Source organism: Methylotenera mobilis 13 (assembly GCF_000384255.1).
Taxonomy (GTDB): domain Bacteria; phylum Pseudomonadota; class Gammaproteobacteria; order Burkholderiales; family Methylophilaceae; genus Methylotenera; species Methylotenera mobilis_B.
In genome coordinates, this window is record NZ_KB913035.1 from 2,755,913 (window position 1) to 2,777,074 (window position 21,162).

Annotated in this window: 18 protein-coding genes; 5 read left to right on the forward strand and 13 right to left on the reverse strand. The window is 43.9% G+C overall.

Annotation, left to right across the window (positions count from 1 at the left end):
* Positions 1-622 precede the first annotated feature (622 nt).
* From A391_RS0113285 to A391_RS0113300, 3 genes are all read left to right on the forward strand, one after another.
* On the forward strand, positions 623-2,149 hold the full coding sequence (locus tag A391_RS0113285; RefSeq protein ID WP_019899876.1) for a porin: 1,527 nt from the start codon (positions 623-625) through the stop codon (positions 2,147-2,149).
* A 325-nt stretch (positions 2,150-2,474) separates the two neighbouring features.
* Positions 2,475-2,810: a rhodanese-like domain-containing protein gene (locus tag A391_RS0113295; protein WP_019899878.1), complete on the forward strand. Its 336-nt coding sequence runs from the start codon at positions 2,475-2,477 to the stop codon at positions 2,808-2,810.
* Positions 2,811-2,855: 45 nt separating this feature from the next.
* A complete protein-coding gene (locus A391_RS0113300) occupies positions 2,856-3,089 on the forward strand; it encodes a sulfurtransferase TusA family protein (protein WP_019899879.1) in 234 nt (77 codons plus the stop codon).
* A gap of 147 nt (positions 3,090-3,236) precedes the next feature.
* Here A391_RS0113300 and A391_RS0113305 read toward each other — a convergent pair whose 3' ends face one another.
* From A391_RS0113305 to A391_RS0113320, 4 genes are all read right to left on the reverse strand, one after another.
* Positions 3,237-6,125, reverse strand: coding sequence for a valine--tRNA ligase (locus A391_RS0113305; protein ID WP_019899880.1), 2,889 nt, complete (start codon positions 6,123-6,125; stop codon positions 3,237-3,239).
* A 33-nt stretch (positions 6,126-6,158) separates the two neighbouring features.
* Positions 6,159-7,055, reverse strand: coding sequence for a hypothetical protein (locus A391_RS0113310; protein ID WP_019899881.1), 897 nt, complete (start codon positions 7,053-7,055; stop codon positions 6,159-6,161).
* 7 nt (positions 7,056-7,062) lie between these two features.
* Positions 7,063-7,629 (reverse strand): LemA family protein, encoded by a 567-nt coding sequence (locus A391_RS0113315; RefSeq protein ID WP_019899882.1) that lies wholly within the window; start codon positions 7,627-7,629, stop codon positions 7,063-7,065.
* A 66-nt stretch (positions 7,630-7,695) separates the two neighbouring features.
* Positions 7,696-8,964: an FAD-binding domain-containing protein gene (locus A391_RS0113320; protein WP_232416182.1), complete on the reverse strand. Its 1,269-nt coding sequence runs from the start codon at positions 8,962-8,964 to the stop codon at positions 7,696-7,698.
* A 114-nt stretch (positions 8,965-9,078) separates the two neighbouring features.
* On the opposite strand from A391_RS0113320, the gene A391_RS0113325 reads away from it, so the two are divergent.
* Together A391_RS0113325 and A391_RS0113330 are read left to right on the forward strand one after the other, a co-directional pair.
* Complete coding sequence (locus A391_RS0113325) at positions 9,079-9,528, forward strand: NfeD family protein (RefSeq protein WP_019899884.1); 450 nt, start codon at positions 9,079-9,081, stop codon at positions 9,526-9,528.
* Between the two features lie 34 nt (positions 9,529-9,562).
* Positions 9,563-10,405 carry an SPFH domain-containing protein gene (locus A391_RS0113330; protein ID WP_019899885.1) on the forward strand — a complete coding sequence of 281 codons (843 nt, stop codon included), beginning with the start codon at positions 9,563-9,565 and terminating at the stop codon, positions 10,403-10,405.
* 56 nt (positions 10,406-10,461) lie between these two features.
* Here A391_RS0113330 and A391_RS0113335 read toward each other — a convergent pair whose 3' ends face one another.
* From A391_RS0113335 to A391_RS0113375, 9 genes are all read right to left on the reverse strand, one after another.
* Positions 10,462-11,208, reverse strand: a complete 747-nt coding sequence (locus tag A391_RS0113335; RefSeq protein ID WP_019899886.1) for a HesA/MoeB/ThiF family protein — start codon at positions 11,206-11,208, stop codon at positions 10,462-10,464.
* A 3-nt stretch (positions 11,209-11,211) separates the two neighbouring features.
* Entirely contained in the window at positions 11,212-11,985 is a 774-nt protein-coding gene (locus A391_RS0113340; protein WP_019899887.1) for a type II secretion system protein, read from the reverse strand.
* The gene (locus tag A391_RS0113345; protein WP_232416183.1) at positions 11,982-13,733 is read right to left on the reverse strand and encodes a hypothetical protein; all 1,752 of its coding nucleotides are present in this window, start codon (positions 13,731-13,733) and stop codon (positions 11,982-11,984) included. Before A391_RS0113345 ends, A391_RS0113340 begins: the two co-directional genes overlap by 4 nt.
* Positions 13,726-14,259: a hypothetical protein gene (locus tag A391_RS0113350; RefSeq protein WP_019899889.1), complete on the reverse strand. Its 534-nt coding sequence runs from the start codon at positions 14,257-14,259 to the stop codon at positions 13,726-13,728. Before A391_RS0113350 ends, A391_RS0113345 begins: the two co-directional genes overlap by 8 nt.
* A 2-nt stretch (positions 14,260-14,261) precedes the next feature.
* Entirely contained in the window at positions 14,262-14,891 is a 630-nt protein-coding gene (locus A391_RS0113355) for a hypothetical protein (RefSeq protein ID WP_019899890.1), read from the reverse strand.
* Positions 14,888-16,540, reverse strand: a complete 1,653-nt coding sequence (locus A391_RS0113360; RefSeq protein WP_019899891.1) for a hypothetical protein — start codon at positions 16,538-16,540, stop codon at positions 14,888-14,890. Before A391_RS0113360 ends, A391_RS0113355 begins: the two co-directional genes overlap by 4 nt.
* An 18-nt stretch (positions 16,541-16,558) precedes the next feature.
* Positions 16,559-17,764, reverse strand: coding sequence for a type II secretion system F family protein (locus A391_RS0113365; RefSeq protein ID WP_019899892.1), 1,206 nt, complete (start codon positions 17,762-17,764; stop codon positions 16,559-16,561).
* 3 nt (positions 17,765-17,767) lie between these two features.
* Positions 17,768-19,474, reverse strand: a complete 1,707-nt coding sequence (locus tag A391_RS0113370; RefSeq protein WP_019899893.1) for a GspE/PulE family protein — start codon at positions 19,472-19,474, stop codon at positions 17,768-17,770.
* A gap of 138 nt (positions 19,475-19,612) precedes the next feature.
* Entirely contained in the window at positions 19,613-21,160 is a 1,548-nt protein-coding gene (locus A391_RS0113375; RefSeq protein ID WP_019899894.1) for a tetratricopeptide repeat protein, read from the reverse strand.
* Between the last annotated feature and the right edge of the window lie 2 nt (positions 21,161-21,162).

Genomic DNA, 21,162 nt, shown 5'->3' on the forward strand with positions numbered 1-21,162 from the left:
TCTGCTCTTTTTTGCAGAATTGCAAACAACCGCACTTAAAAGCCCACCTGTATGTGGGCTTTTTTCTTGGTAGTGATGGCTCACCATAGACTCAAATAAATGCAAAGATAAGCAATAGGCTAATCAGCCCCACATCCACAATTTGTGTGGATAACTTTGTGGGTGCGATGGGGATAGCGCATGTAAGCCACTGGCGGATATATCAAACGGCTAATCGTAGAAGTTTTGAGCAATCAGTATTACTGCAGTTAATATTAACTGGATCACCCAACTTGCTAGCACTTGGTTTAATCATGTTGGCGGTTGTTATATGCTTGATTATCTTTTTCCAATATTAAACTCGCTTATTAGCCACCTACTTCTGGTGGTGTTTCAACATCAAATCGAATGCTACCTTTGTAGGTTTCTATATTTGTAGTTGTCATATTTTTGTCATATTATTGTCACATTTAGCGCGCCTATCTAACAAAACACAAAGTAGCATGGCAACTTTAGATTGATATTGCACGGGCAGTAATTTAGACAACAACATCAAGCCGGCACAATTAAATGCCTAAGCAACTCTTTTAGACAGCTATCAACAATTGATAAGTTCTTTACCAACCAATTTTATGGTGATTTCATGAATATAAATAAAATAGCTATTGCCTCACTATCTATGATGAGTGCTTCATGGATCAATCCTGCATTCGCGCTAGACTTGTATGTGGACAGTAACACTCAGCAGATTTACGCTGCACCGGGTGAGAATCGCGTCAAATTAGGATCTTTTGAGAAAAAAGAAGAAATCGACAAATTAAAGGCAACGCTAAAAGCAGAAATTGAAGCAGAGCTTAAATCAAAACAACCTGCTCAAGCAGACAAACAGGCGAACACCTCTGAAGTAATCACTAGTTTAAACACAGACTCAACAAATACAGATTTAACCGATAATGTTGCTACGGTAGAAACTCAACCAAAAGTGAAAAAAGGCTATTCACCTGCAAATCTAAGCTACGGGAAAAACGGTTTTGAGTTTAGAACTGATGATGATAAGTTCTCTCTCGCAATTCAAAACAGAGTGCAAGCGCGCTTTGCAGAGCCATTTGATGGTGACCCGCGCACACTGGCAGATTTAGACAAAGACGAGAAGTCATTCATGATTCGTCGTGCCCGTACCAAGCTGAATGGGCACGCATACGTACCCTGGTTAAAATATTACCTCCAATACGACTGGTCTCAACCGGTATTAAGAGATTTAAACTTAACGGTAGACAAATATAAATGGGCGCAAGTGAGAGTTGGGCGCGGCAAAGTCTCTTACAATAATGAACGCGTTACCTCATCTGGTAGCCAACAGTTTGTGAATCGATCTATTGTTAATGACGTTTTTACGGTTGATCGCCAACAAGGCATTGAGGTGAAAGGTAATTTATTTTCAGGTACTTGGTATGACATGACTTACTATGCCGGTGCTTTTACAGGCTTAGGCGTAGGCGAGAGAAATAATGACGATGGCAATATGATGTATTCTGGCAGATTACAGTGGAATGCATTAGGTGGCGAAATGAAGTTCAGCCAGTCGGATATCGAGTTTCATGAACAACCAGCACTAAATATCTCTGTAGCAGCCAATTCAAACAGAAGCAAATGTACCGCTTTTGAAACTGATAGCAGAAGCTGTAGAAACTTAACAGATGTGAACGCTGCAGGCACAGCAAGGTATAGATCACCATCAGAAACGTTCGAAAAAGGTGGCGCAAAGTCTGGTCAATACGAAATCAGCCAAATGATGGAAGAAATACATTTCAAATGGAACGGCTTTTCATTCTTGCATGAGCTGCATGCTAAAAGAATTAAAGACACCCTCAATAACGATCAAGAAACAAAATTACTTGGTGGCTTTGTTCAAGCAGGCTATTTCCCACATCGTCAAATCATGGCTATCCCCGAAAACATCGAACTGGCTGGACGCTATGCTTTTGTAGACATGGATACTGACCGTGACAATGACAAGCAAACTGAGCTAAGCGCAGTGATTAACTACTTTTTAGAGGGTCACTTCAACAAACTAAGCTTACAATTAAGTCGACTCAACGTAGAAGACCCGATTAAACTAGAAAAAGATAACGAAACCAGAGTTTGGGCACAATGGGACTTTTCTTTCTGACACCTTAGTTTATTCCATACATTAAGAAAAATAGCGCCTGTTTGGCGCTACTTAAAACTAATGGCGGCTCACTCTGTCAATGAATTAGGAATTGATGTTGTTTGAAACTGCATGTGTCGTGGATATTTAGCCATTCGCAAGATTACACTAGCAAAAAAACCAAACATCAGCCAAAATTAACAAGAGATGTAGATGAAAGCGCTAATTCAGACAATCAAACATTGCCTCACTGGTTGATGATGCAAATTACATCATTGAATCACCGTCAATCTCAATTGAATTGATAACATCTCGCCCTATTTATTAGTTACTTCAGGTTTATTTAATGAGCACATACAACGAAATCGACGCCCATGACTTATCTGTCATGCTGACCACCCAATCTCTATTATTAGTGGACGTCCGCAACGACGATGAAGTGGCTCGAGGCGTGATTCAAAACGCAGTACATATTCCACTCGCAATGCTTCCAGTTCAGTATGAGTCGCTCGCCAAAGCAGATAACATTGTATTTTACTGCCACAGTGGCGTGCGTTCTGCACACGCAGCTGCTTTTGCCGCTAGCAAAGGCTGTAAGCATGTATATAATTTAGCTGGCGGCGTATTGGCTTGGGCTAGAGCAGGTCATCCGTTTGTGCAAATCAACACACCGTCTAGATAAGCGAGATTATGCAAATCAAAATAAAAGTAACACAGGAAAACTATCATGGATTTTGACAAAGTAGTCGATGCAACAGGTTTAAACTGCCCTTTGCCGATTTTGCGTTGCAAAAAGGGGTTAAGCGATATGGCGGCCTCTCAAGTATTAAAAATAATCTCTACCGACCCAGGCTCAGTGAAAGACTTTAATGCTTTCTGCGTACAGACAGGCCATGAGCTTTTATTATTAGAAGAAGACGAAACCGCATTTACGTTTTATATTAAAAAACGTGTGAGCTAATGAATGCTTGCTGAGATGTAAGCGACTCGTTTAAAAGTTTTTTAACGTCATCTTAATTACTTATCATGTTGTAACCAGCGCAATATCAAAAAAAATAGCTAGCCAATCGGCTAGCTATTTTTACAACTTGTTGCCTAAAGTTTAAAGTTACTTAAGCTTTGCCAACTGACTAGCCAACTTATCCAAAGTTGCACTAAAGTCAGCCACTCGTGCTTTCTCTTGCTCAACCACTGCGGCTGGCGCTCTTGCTACAAAACTTTCGTTATTGAGCTTGGCGTTTGCTTTGTTGATTTCGCTTTCTAAGCGTGTAACTTCTTTACTTAAGCGCTCTTTTTCCGCTGCGACATCAATCTCAACTTTCAGCATTAATTTAAAGTCATTGACTAACATCACAGGTGCATCAGCTTCTGGTAGGTCGCTTACGATGCTTACTTCCTCAAGCTTAGCCAGTGCTTTTAAGTATGGTGCATAGGCAGTTAACGCTTCTGCATCACCTGCGGCAATCAGTGGCACCCGCGCTGCTGGTGAAATGCCCATTTCGCCACGTAAGCTTCTGCATGCATCTACCGCTTGTTTCAGCAAAGCAACCCATGCTTCAGAGCCTTCATCAAGCTTGTCTGGCTGTGCTTTTGGATAAGCTTCTAGCATAATGCTTGGGCCATGCTTTTCTGTCATCGGCGCGATCGTTTGCCAAATTTCTTCTGTGATAAATGGCATGATAGGGTGAGCTAGGCGCAAGATGGTTTCCAATACACGTAACAAAGTACGACGAGTACCGATTTTTTCTGCCTCATTGCCGTTTTGTATCTGTACCTTGGCTAGTTCTAAATACCAATCGCAATACTCATCCCATACAAATTCATAAATCGCTTTGGCTGCCAAGTCAAAGCGATAGTCTTCAAACGCACGCTCAACCTCAGCTTCTGTACGTTGCAATATGCTCACAATCCAACGGTCTGCCTGTGAAAATACGCGACCACCTTCCACACAACTACCAAGACCAAAACCGTTGTCTTGGCCTTCTGTATTCATCAACACAAAGCGCGTTGCATTCCACAATTTATTGCAGAAATTACGGTAGCCATCACAGCGCTGTAAATCAAACTTAATATCACGGCCTGGTGAGGCTAATGCGGCAAACGTGAAGCGTAGCGCATCGGTACCATAGGCGTTAATGCCTTCAGGGAACTCTTTACGTGTACGCTTCTCGATTTTTTCGGCATCTTTCGGGTTCATCAACCCTGTCGTGCGTTTTTTAATCAGCTCATCCAGACCAATCCCATCAATCAAATCGATTGGGTCCAGCACGTTGCCTTTAGATTTACTCATCTTCTGACCTTCAGCATCACGAATCAAGCCGTGTACATAGACATGCTTGAACGGAATTTTGCCTGTGATGTGCGTGGTCATCATCACCATACGCGCGACCCAGAAGAAAATAATATCGAACCCTGTCACCAACACTGAAGATGGCAAATACTGTTGCAAGGCAACATTGGCAGCATCTTTCTCTGCATCACCGGTCCAGTCTAACGTTGAGAACGGCCATAAGGCTGATGAGTACCAAGTATCCAGCACATCATCGTCACGTTTCAAATGACCAGCATAACCATCTTTTGCGGCCTGTGCCTTAGCTTCTACTTCATCATGCGCAACGTATACTTTGCCGTCATCAGAATACCAAGCCGGGATTTGATGCCCCCACCATAACTGACGAGAAATACACCAGTCTTGAATGTTATTCAGCCATTGGTTATAGGTATTAACCCAGTTTTCTGGATAAAACTTGATTTCACCACTGGCAACAACGTCCAATGCTTTCTGGGTAATTGATTTACCATCAGCCGCAGGTTTGCTCATTGCTACAAACCATTGGTCGGTCAGCATAGGCTCAATCACCACATTGGTACGGTCACCACGCGGCACTTTGAGCTTATGTTTCTCAGCCTTAACTAAGTAACCTTGCGCCTCTAAGTCTGCTACCACCTGCTTACGTGCGGCAAATCGCTCAAGACCAATCAGATTAGCTGGCATCTCGATGGCTGGGCTAATAGAGCCGTCTGCCGCCCACACTTCCGCGGCCGCTGGAACAAAGCCTTGCAGATTCAAAATAACAATTTTATCCAAGCCATGACGTTGACCGACCATATTATCGTTGAAGTCATGTGCAGGCGTGACTTTCACCACTCCGGTACCGAACTCCAAATCGACGTAATCATCAGCAATAATTGGGATCTCACGGCCACATAATGGCAATTTAACGTGCTGACCAATCAGGTGTTTATAACGCTCATCTTCTGGATGCACCATCACCGCCACGTCACCCAGCATAGTTTCTGGGCGAGTTGTCGCGACTGTCAAATGACCTGCACCATCCGCGAGCGGATAGTTGATGTGCCACATGAAGCCGTCTTCCTCTTCCTGCACCACTTCTAGATCTGATACAGCTGTACCTAACTTCACATCCCAGTTCACTAAGCGTTTGCCACGGTAAATCAGGCCTTCGTTATACAAGCGCACAAAGGTTTTGGTCACCGTTTGGTTTAGGCCTTCATCCATGGTGAAGCGCTCACGTGACCAATCTGGGGATGTGCCTAAACGGCGCATTTGTTTAGTAATCGTACCGCCTGAGTACTCTTTCCATTCCCAGACTTTTTCAAGAAACTTTTCACGCCCTAAGTCATGGCGGGATACGCCTTGTGCATCTAACTGACGCTCAACCACAATTTGCGTCGCGATACCTGCGTGATCTGTGCCTGGTTGCCATAGCGTATTGTCGCCGCGCATACGGTGATAACGGGTTAACGCATCCATTAGCGTCTGGTTAAAGCCGTGCCCCATATGGAGCGTGCCTGTCACGTTTGGCGGGGGTAATAAAATACAGAAGTTATCTTGCTTAGCGGTATCTAAACCAGCGGCATAGTAGCCTTGCCCCTCCCAGAATTCATACCATTTGCTTTCAATGGTTTTTGGGTCGAATGATTTTGCTAACTCTTTATTTTCTTGCATCTTTTGTGTGGTGTTGTCAGTTGTCATAACCTAGCATTTTATCACAGGGCAAACCTGCTGTTATATCGCCAAATAGCTTGCGATAAAAGAAAGCAAAATAGCCGCAAGAAATATTGAAAAGTGCACAATTGCCCAATAGCGGTAACGCAGCCTTAATGCCTGCGGCGTGATGCCAGAGATCACGAATAGGCGTTTATTTTTTGGTTTTGCAATCAGATGTCGCTCGCTCTTTAGCAACTGCGCCTGCTTAAGTTTCACTTCAGAATAAGCCTGTTCGCGCGCCAGCGCCCATTCATGCATATCAACTTCACCATCTCGGTTAAGATCAAAACGCTGTAAAAGCCTAGTTTTAGATTGCTTCCATTGCGTCAGTAATTTGCCGACTTCCTGATGGATTTCAGATTCCGTATTGGCTTGTGTATTGCCATCTAAATCACCCAATACATAAATAGATTTATCTGTAAATAACACATCCTCAATATATCGATGCCCATTTTGCGTAATCACATGGCGGCTGGCTGCATAAATATGAGCACCTTTGGGGTCAACCACGCACACGCCAGACTCATCATGCAACTCAAATACTTGCTCGCTCACTTGGTAGTCTTCTAAACGCCACATGTAATTGCTATCACGTGCGTAAACCCATAGCCGAAACCAAACACAAGGTACGCCTTGTATCGGGCTGCGCGTTGGGCTTAGATGTTTAGATTTTCCGAAAAGCTCAACATAGCCTTGGGCCGCCGAAGCAATCGTTGAAATAGGCACTTCAGATATCGCAAGCAGTCTTTTATAGTTAAATGCCCAAGCAAATATAGCCACCAAGGCACTTAATCCAAATAGAAATGGGAGTTGATGGGCTTGCCGATCGTGATAATCTAAATACACGCCCGCAAGCACCAATCCAATACAAACACATAAGGCTAGCGGGTTTAAATAGTAACTACGAAACTGCACACACGACCTAAAGCTTTGTATTAAAGCGCTGACCAACCTCAACATCGGTTAACTCGGCTGAAGAGAACTTAAGCAGCTGTTCTTTAACAAAACCAAATAGTCTCGCCACAATTACATCGGGAAATTGTTGAACACGTACATTGTTAATATAAACACTATCGTTATAAAACTCGCGCCGATCTGCAATTTGATTTTCAAGCCCTGTGATGCGGGTTTGCAACATAAGGAAGTTTTGGTTTGATTTAAGCTCTGGGTAATTTTCTGCCACTGCAAAAAGGCCACCTAGGCCCACGCGAAGTGCACTTTCAGCCTGCCCTAATGCGGCAACATCATGATGATCACGTGCCTCATTGACTTGGGTACGTGCTTGAATGACTTTTTCTAACGTTGCTTGCTCATGCTGCATATACTGCTTACAAGTATCAATCAGCTTGGGCAACTCATCGTGCCGCTGCTTTAGCAATACATTGATATTGGACCAGGCTTTCTCAACGTTATTTTTAACACTGACCAAGCTGTTGTAAGTGATCACAAAGTACAGCACGACTACCGCCACCACCATCCACGTTAACATCGCGTCCCCTTATTGTTATTCATATGGCCTACATGATAAAAGATAGTATCACTGACTGTTTATATATTAAATATCAGGCATCAATAACGGGCTGACTTTTTCCCAGTATCTAGAAAATCGTTTTAAGCGCTTTTCACTAAGTCGCACATTCACTAACTTTTCCATAGGCTGCCATCTTGGTGCAAATGGCGCTAAAATCTCTTTGACTGTCAGGTTGGGTGTATCTTGCGTGACCACTTGCCCCACCCCTTTTTGCATGAACACTTCATGCGTGTCACCCATCCACACCTCAACACTCATCATCTCATGCAGGCAATCCGCAACAAACTGCAAACGATTAAGCGACCAGTGCCCACATAGCACAGGATCAAAGACAAATATCTTAGGGTATGGCTTATCCATCAATGCATTATGTGCAGATAACATTTCATCATGGACATAAATAGCATTCGCCTGAAAACGATGGGCGGCTTTCATTGGCAATGATTTAATCGTATATTGTTTTGGAATCGTGGCGATAGGTGGCGAAAATAAGCGTGCATTCAATGCCTCATAGCTAGCATCAAACGGACATTTTGCAGAACATGTGGCGCAGTACTTTCCGCCAGTATAACGCTCTAAGTTTTCTTTGTTGAAGTAATACGGTTTAGAGCTAAAGGTAGAAGCAATCCATTGCCAAGACAAATGATTGCTGGCGAAATCACCATCCAACAAATGCGCCTCAAACCAATCAGCGGCTTCACGCCAGTCCATTTTTAGATGATGGACAATATAACTGGCAAACCACATGCGGGCATGGTTATGCAGATACCCAGTATCAAGTAACTCTTTCACAAAGCCATCCATACATGGCAAGCCAGTGTTCGCTTGTTTAACGGCATCACTCAGTGGCTGGTACTGAATATCTACTTTAGGAGGCTCCATTTCACTAAAGATTGCATTTCCTTCTGCAAACCAGACTTGTCGCCAAAAGTCACGCCAAGCCAATTCCATCAGCAACTTCTCAGCTTGTATGCCTGACTGTTTTTTCACAAAAGCGAACACTTCACTAAGCGTCAAACAGCCATGACGTAAATACGGTGATAAATGTGTCACCGCACCATTAACAAAATTACGATTGCGGCCATATTGTATGGCATCAATCGCATTGAGCTTTCTAACCCCACTGGCCCTGCCTCCAGACCACGCCAACTCAAGATCAGGTCCTTTCGCCGCAGAAAATAGACGCCTAATGTAGTGCAACCTTTCTTCCCGATCGCTAGGGATATTGAGTTTTTGTGCGGAGCCCATTGATGTATTTCCTACAAGATTAAGGATGTGTGATATACCACCCAAAAGGGTACACCTTTTGTACATAATTTAATATTAAAAAATATTGAAATATCATGCAATAATAATCACCGATGTTTACGATTATCAATTTATAAATTCTTTTTAGCAGGATATCAAATGATAGAAGCAACATGGGTTTGGGCGGTATTAGGTATTGTTTTAATCGCAGTCGAAATACTGGCCATCGGTACGTTGTATGTATTATGGTTTGGTATTGCAGCCATTTGTTTGGCGATCGCAACGTGGTTCTTTCCTGACACTCCTTACGCAATTCAATTTATCGCTTTTGCCATACTCTCACTCGGATCCTTAGCAATATGGCGTCGTTATTACAAAAGAAATGACACCAGCTCACCTGTTGGACAATCACAAGGCGAAGAAATAGGACGCGTTGGCACCGTAGTAGAAGCAACAAGTCCCACACAAAATGGCTTGATACGCTTCACTCAAGGCTTAATGGGTAGCCGCGAGTGGATGGCAGTTTCCGATGAAGTTATTGAAATTAACAGTCAGGCAAAGGTCATCGCTGTTGAAGGCAATGCACTTCGCATTACAAAAATCAGTTAACGCTTTTTAATCGTCACTTAAGAGGAATATTCAAATGACAGAATTTAGTTTAGTACTCATATTTTTAGCCATTGTTGCCATCATTAAAGGTGTTCGTATTGTGCCGCAAGGTGAAGAGTGGGTGGTTGAGCGACTAGGTAAGTTTGCTGGCGTATTAACTCCAGGACTACATGTCATCAACCCGATTTTCACCAAGGTCAGCTATAAAGTCACTACCAAAGACATTATTTTGGATGTGCCAGAACAAGAAGTCATCACTCGCGATAACGCTGTGATTTTAGCCAATGCAGTTGCATTTATTAAAGTGACGAAGATTGACCGCGCTGTATACGGCATTGAGAATTTCCGTGAAGCAATGCGCAACATGGTGCAAACCAGCTTACGTTCCATCATTGGCGGCATGGATTTAAACCAAGCCCTGACCTCACGTGATCGCATTAAATCTGAGCTAAAACTTGCCATTGCAGATGAAGCACTAGACTGGGGCTTAACGGTTAAGTCTGTAGAGATTCAAGACATCAAACCATCCCCTAACATGCAAGATGCAATGGAGCGTCAGGCAGCAGCAGAACGCGAAAGAGTTGCGGTAGTGACCGAGGCAGAAGGCGCAAAACAATCCCTTATTTTAAATGCTGAAGCACGCTTAGAGGCCGCACGTAAAGATGCTGAAGCACAGATGGTCGCGGCAAAAGCCTCTGCAGAGTCAATCAAGTTCATTACAGAAGCCGTGCAAGAGAATAACGCATCAGCGATGTTCTTGTTAGGTGACCGCTACATCACTGCGCTACAGAAAATTTCATCTTCTGAAAACAGCAAAATTGTGGTCATGCCTGGTGACTTAGTGGGTGCCGTTAAAAGCCTTGTTGGCGGGAAATAAATAACGCTTAATCAATCAACCTTACCGATTTCCTCCCCTGTAATAGGGGAGGAACATTAATGACCACAGACCGTACATGCAGGGTCTTTACCCAGCTTAATCGTACGCCATTCCATAGAGAGTGCATCTAGCAACAATAAGCGCCCTTGCAAGCTATCTCCGATACCCATGAGTATTTTCAGCGCCTCTGCCGCTTGGCAAGTGCCGATCATCCCCACCAGTGGTGCAAACACACCATTCGTGGCACAACGTAAATCGCTATCTTCACCGTTATCAGGAAATAGGCAGTGGTAACATGGGCTGAGTACTGAGCGCATGTCATACACAGTGATCTGCCCCTCAAAACCAATCGCAGCCCCGGACACCAATGGTTTTTTCAATTGCACACAAAGACGATTCAAGAGATAACGCGTCGAAAAATTATCACTACAGTCAATCACCACATCCGCCTGTGTAATTAGCTTTTCAAAGTCAGTCTCTGATGACTTTTCACAAACGGTATTCACCGTAATCTCTGGATTAATTGCCAATAAGGTGGCTTGTGCCGATAGGGCTTTGTTCACACCCACAGCGCTTGTGGTGTGCACAATTTGGCGCTGTAAATTAGTTAAATCTACCACATCAAAATCACAGATAGTGAGGGTACCCACACCCGCAGCTGCTAAATATAAGGCCACGGGCGAGCCCAAACCACCAGCGCCCACGATTAATGCATGGCTATTAACAAGTTTGTCTTGTCCTTCATATTCAATCTGCGGTAATAAAATATGGCGGCTATAGCGGAGAAGTTGATTGTCGTTCATAAATTAATGCAATTGTCCTGCTTGAATCATCACATTATAAAGAACATAGGGTGAAATCCAAGTGACGATATGATCAAACTCGCCATTAGGGTCGTCTGCACCTCTAGGTTCGTGGCTTACAAATACGCCATCATTATTTAGATTAGCAGTTTCGTCTGCCCCACCTGTAGCTTGATCACCAGTCGGCCCCGTTGAGTAAATAACAGCAACAGCATTATTAATTAGATAGTTAGTTTCTGGCAATCCAGCAGAGCAGGCAGCGGCGACGATGCCAACAGAGCTAACACAAACCCTTAGGTCTGGCGCCAAAGCAGACATGCCTACGACGTTCATACCATCAGTTGCATTATTTGTAGTGAAGTCTGGGGGCGTAGTAATAGCACCATCTTTAAACTGCGTCACAGCATACCTAATTTGATTACCCCAACCATCTAATGCAAAGCCTTGCGAGTCAATCGGTTGTACACCCAAAGTTGCAGCAGGTAAAAAACCTACAGCCAGCGTGCAGTCAGCCCCACCACCTAAAGGCTGCTCCATACCATTACTTGCCGCCGTAGCTGGGCAAGGCAGTCGTCCATGCGTTTGCGCATACCCAAGTAAGGCCTTCTTAGCTAATTCAAGTGTACTTTCAGTTTGTGATTGAAACAGTAGATTACGCTGCGCTTGTAAAGGTAACAGTAGCGCAGCTAAAACAAAAGCCAATATAACCAATACGATGGCCATTTCAACCAGTGAGAAACCATGAGTTTTTTGATTTAATCTAAATTTATTACTCATGGTGCAACCACAAAAGTTTGATCGTTATAGTTAGTAGCTCTTTGCTTACTTGTTGCATCCAAGGTCATATCGCCATCAGCATTTTCTTCACTATCTAAATAGTTTCTAACATCATTACATGATGGAGTAAGTTGCGCACCACCAAGATAAGCAAATGGAGCAGAAATAATTGGACGCCCAGTAGTCACAACAGCAGACTCTGTCGTTCGCCCCCCTAATGTTATTGTCGCGCTAGCTGGCCTTGTCATTTGGTAGTACACATAATTTTGCCATTGATTTGTCACAAACCAAGTCGGCAAATAGTTTTTAAAACTGATATCCCCACAAGATGAAAGATCCCCATCTGAAGTATTGCATGTAATCACGGAGTTTGAATTAGAGCAACTAGCGGCGGTTTTCGTGGGGAAAGTATTTTGTGAGCACCCCCCAGATCGAAACCGAAACTTACCATTAGTGATTCTATAGCTACCCCGCAACCCTGTGGATGAACACCCAAGGCTAGTGCATAAAACTCTAGAGGTAGCATTGCCACATGTCCCTGCACCCGTACAAGTGCAGCGAGTTGAACTGTTACGAGTGCATAGCCCACTATCTGTATTAGCTATATTACCGCCACTTGTTCTATCAAACCTGATGCTAGTAACTCCTGAGCTGCTAGCATCAAAAATTGACTCCTCACATGACAAAGTTGTAGCAGATGCTGTTCTTGTATATGCACAACTTTGATTATTTACTGGTAAAACCCCAGCCATGAGCCCAGTAGTCATTGCGGATGTAGTTAACTCACATGCGAAGTTTGTAGTGGTACCCAATTGCGCAGCATAAGGATAATACCCATTGGCATCTTGATAGTTTTTTAATGACGCGCGCGCGACTTCACCCACTCGCTTTTCAAGGACAGCCAAGAGTTCATCAATCGTAATGTAAACTAATTTATCATTAAAATAGTAAGGTTGGTTAAGGCTAGCATCATTTGAAGACACATTTCGGCTATCTTCCCCCATGATGAAATCTTCATCAACTAAAGCAGCATCACTATTCTTAAAAGTTGCCGCACCTATTCTCACTGTATCCAAATATTGACTAGCATCTGGGGCCAGTGAAGACCTATCTTGACCATCAAGAGGACTCCCAGGTGAAATAATCACAGCAGCCACACGATCCGAGACAAGACTCCCATTTCTATCAAGGACCTTTAGCCAAGGATAAGAGTCCGTGCCACCCTGACGCAAATAAGGTGTAACTGCATGTGGTGGGTTAGCCATTCCTGGATTTATGATAGGGTATTCAGAATTCTGATAGTCGCGAATTAGATTACGAGATACCGCATACCAAAGGCGATTGCCCTGAGCATCCCGGAAATCTGCCCCCAATCCAGTATGAGGCATGACGCATGGATTTGATTGAGCCCTCCATGGCAACTGACCAAGTAAGTAACTTGGTTGAAAAGTAGTGGTAACGCAGTCGCTCTTTCCATCATATGCACTATCACCATCAAAATCCAAATCAGTATTCCTGTCAGGCCACGGCATCATACCTGGCGAATTTGGATGTGCAACAGCCCATGCTATCAACGCTTGCTTGGCAGCATTAAGTTCTAACATAGTTTGTTTATCTTGCTCGACTTGCAGGCTTGATGCGTTAAACATTTTAAACATAAACGCTGCAGCACCCAGCCCGATAATAAATGCGATCAGAATAAGTACCATACCTCGCTGACCTTTAGGTCTGAGGCGACGGCTATTCACCACCTGCAGTCTCCTCCGCCTCATTCAATTTTAATAGTTTGGATTTTTCCACTACTTGGAGTTCTTTGATTTGACTGGTTTCAGGCTCATACATCTGCCCCGCTCTTAGCCGAATTTTTTTACCGCTAGCCTGCACATCAACACCTTCTGTATTTGCGGCTTTACTTGAAAATCCTCGGCGGTTAATTCGCCCAATTTGCACATTATCAACAGTACCGTCTTCTTGTACTGCTTGGTTATTAATCCAAAGTGTGCCTTTAACCCCATCGCTACGCTTCACGTAACCTTGCATGGTAATTGGGCCTGTCATTTCGACAGATGAATCATCTGTATCGCTTTCAGATGGCTCATCCTCTTGTGTCGTCACTACTTTTAACTGCTGACTTTGTCTAAGTTTATCTAGCCGCTCGCGCTCAGCAGGTCTGCTAAATAAACGCCCAAAATCGTCATTAGGGGCTGCATAGATTCCATTGAGTCCAACACTCAGTAGGCTAAAGATAATCGCTTTAATAAGTAAGTTAATCATGACTAAGGCCCTACTACCGATTGAATCGTGGCAGGTTCACGTAACGTAAGCCAATCCAGCTCACATTGTGCATGTAAGTTTGCTGTTAGTTGTGCACTTAAAGCGCCACCTTCATTCAATCTGGTAATTTCGCAATCTCGCAATATTAAAGCCGCAGCATTAGCGCCACTTAAAGACTCTGTCAGTTGTAACAAGTCGCCCTCATGTAGCATATCTAGCTCAAACTGCATGATGGATCTACTTAATGTAAACCCACCTAGGTTTGTTGCAAAGGCGGGGGTGTATTTTTCCTGTTGTTTAATACTGTATTTAATGCCAAATAGCTTATGATTTTTATGCTGCTCTCTTAAACGCTCCACCCACTCGATACGTCGCTCTTCACCTACAAAACCTTTGTTAATCAGCGCTTGGTATTGTGGCAAAAACTCCGTAATAATTTCTTTTTCTAAGCCCGAGGATTGATAGCGTTGACGAGCAGCATTTAACTGGTTTTGTTGTGTAAGTAGTGCTTGCTCTTGATCCACTTTATATTGTTGGGCAAACACAATACAAACCACCACCACGACAACAATCCCGCCTAATATTGCCAGCGGGATTTGTAACTTTTTCCAGTCGTTCTGCTCTAGCTTCATGATGGTTGGGCCTCAGTAGCACTCACCATGTCATCTTGCGCAGGCCTTAGTACAATTTTTAATTTAAAAAATGCCGGTTGCTTTTGTGCAGACTGCTCGTCTGTAGTACTTCCTTGAAGGCTCACAAAAGAACTTACGTTGACAGGCTCTTGTAGCACCACGACCTCAGCGACTCTGGTATCCGCCTTAATGTTAGCAACAAACTGATTCAAACTGTTCAATGCACGGCGATAGTCTCCCGTAAATCCCGAAATTTGAGCCGTTAAAAATGCAACTTCCATTAGCTTAGTAGGATCTGCTGGTGGCGCCGAGTTAGCTACAGCTAACTCACTATTTGAGGCCGTAGGCAATGGCGTAAATTTATCTTGATCATTGATATTGGTATCATTTGTCAGCACCCAATGTAAACGATCAATTTGCACTTCATCTAATGAGCCTTTAGCTGTAGGTGCTAGTGCAGCACTTAAGACTTGCATCATGCGCCTTGGCGATTTTGGAAAGGTGGCAATGTTCTTATCAAGCTCTACCGCCACTTTTAAATCATTGGCACTAATCTGAGTCACGGGAAAGTCTTTTGCAGCCTCGTCATATTGATGTTGCTGAATCAAGGTATCTTGCTGTGCTTGCTCAAACGCGATTTTCTGATCCAAGCCCTCTTTGAACATCCATCCTGCAGCGGCTAATCCAAAAAAACCAATCAATGCAGCACCAATCATTAAGCCCTGTTTTAATTTATTAAACTGGAAAGATTTAGTGAGCCAGTCTGGTGCTAGGTTGTCAACAAAATGTCCGTTTGCCAGTAATTGCATATGCATCAACTCTGGCTTTTCTTGAAGTAACTTCACTGGCAGTCCCAGTGTTTTAGCTAAGCCGCTAAGATTCACATCGGCACAATTTAAACCTTGTTCCTGGCTAATCCCTTGGCTAATTTGCTGCGTTGTCCCATTCACACTCACCAACGCTAGATTCAGGGGCGTGTCGCGTGATATGTAACGTTGACTCATTAAATAAAGACGCGTTTTTTCAATTTCCACAAGGTAGAAATAACCTATTTGCCCCGTGGCCTCTGGCACATTTGGTACCAACCGACTCATGCGCAAACATCCATGATGGAAATAAGTCTGCCTAAGCCCAGAAGAAAGTTTTTCACAGAATAAAAGATGAGGGGCAGTTAGCTTAAGTTGCTTCATCAATACTAGGCTTAGCATTGGGAGCAAGTAAACACCTACCAACTGTGCTTCCTGAGCCTTAATAATAGCGACCCAAGCTTGCAAGAACTCATCTTTACTGATGGCAACAAACAAGAAGTTATCATCTTTTCGCTTGTCTTTATCTCGATCAATAAAGTGTGCGGTTCGGTAATCTAATCCACGATAATGTTGATTTAACTTGCGAGTCACCATCTCATGCTTCGCACTGCCAGAGGTGTGAGGCAAACTCTCGAGCCTAAAGTCTTCTTCTACTGCATCTGCAATTAAATAAACTGGACTAGATGAATATTGCTGCAAAAATACCGAAAATGCCTGATGACCACCCTCGTCATTCTCAAAAGTTTGGTTACCCTGCAGCTTGCCTGCATGCCAAACACCAACCAATAGTTGATTGGCCGTGGCGCATAACACTAGTTTTTTTGGATTAGCGAACATCATGCTTTTATATTAATTCACTTAAATTTTAAGCTTACTAAATGAGTCATACACAGGGCCTAATACCGAGAACATAATGAACGCAAGAATACCACCTAGCAATACAGTGAGCGCTGGCTCTATCATTTTTAACATTTTTTGCATCGCATCATTCACATCGCGATCATAAAAATAGCTAATATTAAGTAGTGACTTGTCCAAGGCGCCTGTGCTTTCCCCCACCTTGATCATTCGGACGACAAGTTGCGGGAACAAGCCTGCATTACGAAAGCTCTCGCTCATGGCATCGCCCGCGTTAATTTGCGCATGCACTCGCGTCAGCGCGTCTGCCACCACGCGATTTCCAACGATGTTTTCGCATATTTTAATCGCATCTAAAATTGGGATGCCGGTTTGATACATCAAAGCAAAATAACGAGCAAAGCGTGCCATAATAATTTTATGCAAGATTGGCCCGGTAATAGGAATATTTAATTTAAGCAAATCAAAACGGTAACGCGCTGCTGGATTTGTCCGAATCGCAGCGGCCAATAAAACTACAGCAATCACAGGTAAGCCTAGGATTAACCACCAATAATTCACAAATGCATTAGACATGGCGATTAAAATCTGAGTATTAAGCGGTAGCTCTTGCCCCATATTGCGCAAAAAAGACACCATTTGCGGCACAACATAAATCATTAAAAACACGACCGCTAGCGATACAACAACAGCAACAAAGGCTGGATAAGCCAATAGCTTTTTAGTCTGCGACATTAGCTCATCTTGCCAACGTATCGTATGAAACAGGTTATTCAATACCACAGGTAGTTGCCCCGTCCGCTCTCCTGCATCAATCAAGCTAACAAATACATCACTAAACACGCCAGGATGCTCTGCAAGTGCTTGCGATAGCATCTTACCGCCTTCAACTTCTGAGCTAATGGCACCTAAAACCTTTTGAAAGTATGGATTGTTGCTACTCTCGCGCAAATCGTTCAAGCACTCCAGCAAAGGTACACCCGCGCTAGAAAGTTGCTCCAACTGAAAACAAAACATGACTAAGTCTTGGTTGCTGACTTTATTACGATTAAATAAACTGGTTGATCGTGTTGCTAATCTAAACGTAATTAAATCCAGCCCCATTCGCTCAAGACGAATTTCAAGATCCACCTCATTTAGCGCATCCACTTGCCCCAGCGCGATACGGCCTAACTTATCAACGGCTTTGTAGCTAAAAGATGGCATAAGCTAATGACTAATTCTACTGGTTAAATCAATCACGCGCATGACTTCCGCGACACTGGTATATCCTTCTAAGATACGGCGAACCCCGTCTTCTGCCAGAGTCACAAATCCTTTATCTAGCGCAACTTTTTTAAGCTCGTCTAAGTGAGCACGGCGAGAAATCAACGCATCCATATCACTATCAATACGTAGTAACTCGATAATCGCCATCCGGCCCCTATACCCAGTTTGATTACATTGTTTACAACCTTTTGGTTTGTAAATATGTGCTTTATCATTGAGTTTAAGTTGTAAAATTTTATGCTCAAGATCATCAGGCTTATGCTTTTCTTTGCAATGTGGACATAAGACCCTTACCAATCGTTGCGCCACAACACCAATAATATTGCCGGCCATGATGTCAGGTAAGATACCGATATCAGTTAGTCGTGGAAACGCCCCTAAAGCAGAGTTGGTATGTAGCGTGCTAAATACTTGGTGCCCAGTCATCGCCGCGCGAAATGCCATCATCGCGGTATCAGCATCACGAATTTCGCCCACTAAAATAATATCGGGGTCTTGCCGCATAATAGACCGAATACCATTAGCAAAATCCACCTTGTTCACCTCTGCCACAGAAGTTTGACGCATCATGGTAACTGGATATTCAACGGGGTCTTCTAACGTCATGATATTAACTGACTCGGTGTTCTGATGCGTAAGCAATGAATACAACGTGGTTGTCTTACCGCTACCAGTTGGGCCCGTGACAATCAAAATCCCCTCAGGGCGAGTCATCATTAACTGTAACTCATCTAGGGTCTCTGGCCGCAGCCCCATACGCTCCATCGGAATAATCGACTTTTCACGGTCTAGCACACGCAAGACAATATTTTCGCCATGAATGGTTGGATGTGTCGACACCCTAAAATCAATCGGGCGTCCACATAAATTCATATTCAAACGGCCATCTTGTGGCGCTCTGGTTTCAGCAATATCAAGCCCACTCACCACTTTTAGCCGCACGGCCAAACCGCCCCAGTAGCTTTTATGTAAGCTTCTGATTTGTTGCAGTACGCCATCGATTCTATAGCGTATACGCAAGAATGCCTGCTCAGGCTCAAAGTGGATATCCGATGCGCCGCGTTTTACGGCGTCCATCAACAATGCGCCCACTAGTCGCACCACAGGTTGTGTGTATTCATTATCATCAACACTTAAGCTTTGATAATCAATTTCACCTGTTTCTATTTCACGCAAAATACCATCTACAGATAATTCATATCCGTAAAATTGATCAATCACTTCCTCTAGCTGTGCTTCCGCCGCCAATACAGGTTTTAGCTGAATCTGCCCACCCAACATAGCACGCAACTGATCTAGTGCAACCACATTGAACATATCAGCCATGGCGACGACCATCGTTCTCGTCAAGGCATCATAAGCGACAGGTAATAAATGATATCGACGTGAGAAGTCTTGTGGCACCATTTGCAAGGCCTCAAGGTCAGCTACCACAGTCGACAAATCAATACTGTCGGTCCCTATGGTATGCGCAACCATGTCGCGCACCATCGCCTCCGTCACAAACCCTAAGCGAACAAGCTGACGCCCTAAAGGCAAATCATTATGTTCCTGCTCTATCAGCGCAATGCGTAGCTGGTCCTGGCTAATTAAGCCTTGCTGCACCATCAGTTCGCCTAAACGAATTTTACGCCGCTGTTCAGCCATTAAATTTAGCCTGATTATTTGAATTCATTATTGTTTTTCATCTATCTAATTCAGCACTACGATTATCTTAATTCGCCATTTTGAGGCCGCAACATGCTAAGTGCCACCCTTAAACACAACACATACTATTAAAAAGAATCACTGCAATGCGCGAACCCTTGCTTCTAGTTGGGCGCGATCTGGGCTACCAGCACCAGTGATATTAAGTAACTCAAGTGCACGCTGATATTGCACGAGCGCTAACTTTGGCTTACCCAAATGCTCTAAACTAATTGCCAAATTAAATGCATAATCTGCGCTAATCGGTGCATACTGGCTTGCATTGAAATAAGCTGATTGCGCAGAAGCCCATTGATTTTGTGCGGCATATAAGTTGCCTAAAGCCGCATGTAAATTAGCCGCATCAGGCTGACGTGCCAGCATGCTTTTAATTTTACTTTCAGCAGCCACTCCATCAACACTCACCTCCAAATCCGCCATCGCAGATTGAGCAATGCTATTCCTAGGCTCAATTTCTGTGACCTTACGATACCAACCAATCGCATCCATATTTCTATCTTGACGCTGTGCAATTGCCGCCATCCCTAACAAAGCATCGATATTTCTGACATCTTTTTGAAGCACTTGGCGATACTTCTGCTGCGCAGAACTATCATCTCCTCGATTGAACGCCTCATAAGCCGCCAGTAGCGTTGGATCAACACCAGCAACAGGTGTTTTACTGACCAGTTTTAGCGGTTGTTTTGAATCAGAGGCTTGATCATCACGCAGGTTAGCCTCATCCACTTTCTGCGGTTTACGTGTACTCAACGCAACTGTTTTCTGCGGTGTGAATTGCGGCTCATCTGCCGCCAACTCATCACTCAATGCAAGAGAACTAGCTTTCGCAGCCGACACAGGTTTTTCCAATGATTGCATTGCAATCTCATTGCTGGCTTGGCTCGCCTTACCAGCCGCAGGCGCGTTCACGTCAACCTCATGAGCGGCTTGCTCAATTGCGCTGGCCTCTTCACTAAGCTCGCTAGGTAATGACGCATCGGGCACTACATTACCTTCCATCGATTCAATATCAACAACTGGGGCAGCAGGTGCAACTGGCTTTACAACCACGACCTCATCAGTAAATAGTGTTTGAAAATACTGATAGCCTTGCAATCCCAACAAAATCATTAACGCACCAGCTACACCTAATACTATCAATGCAGAACTTGAGCTCGCCCTCTTTACCGCCTGATTAGCGACAAATACACTAGCAGCCGCTTGCTGACGCCCTTCTTTTGTTGCACCACTCTGTGCTTTTACGCTAGCAACGCTGGCCACCGCAGCTTCATTAAAAGCATCAGCCTTGCTTTTCGGCTTAGCGACCCCTTTAGTTGCCTGTACATTAGGTTGAGTAGTGGCATCCTCTTTTAATTTGAGACTAGGGCTAATCAAGCCAGCCTCTTCAGCAAGAGATAAGCCAGCATCATTGAAAACACCATCATCTGTACCTGATGCAAGCAATACCGCACTATCGGCTGATAGATCATCATCCCGAGCTACGGCAGTGTCCATGCCTGCTGGCGCCTGAGGGTCCAAAGGGGTCAAAGTTAACGCACCCTTAGCCAAAGGCCTTGCGTGCACTGTGCCTTTAGCTTTTTCCTTATCTTTCTCGGCAGAGGCCAAGGCTTTAATTAGCAAACTCATTT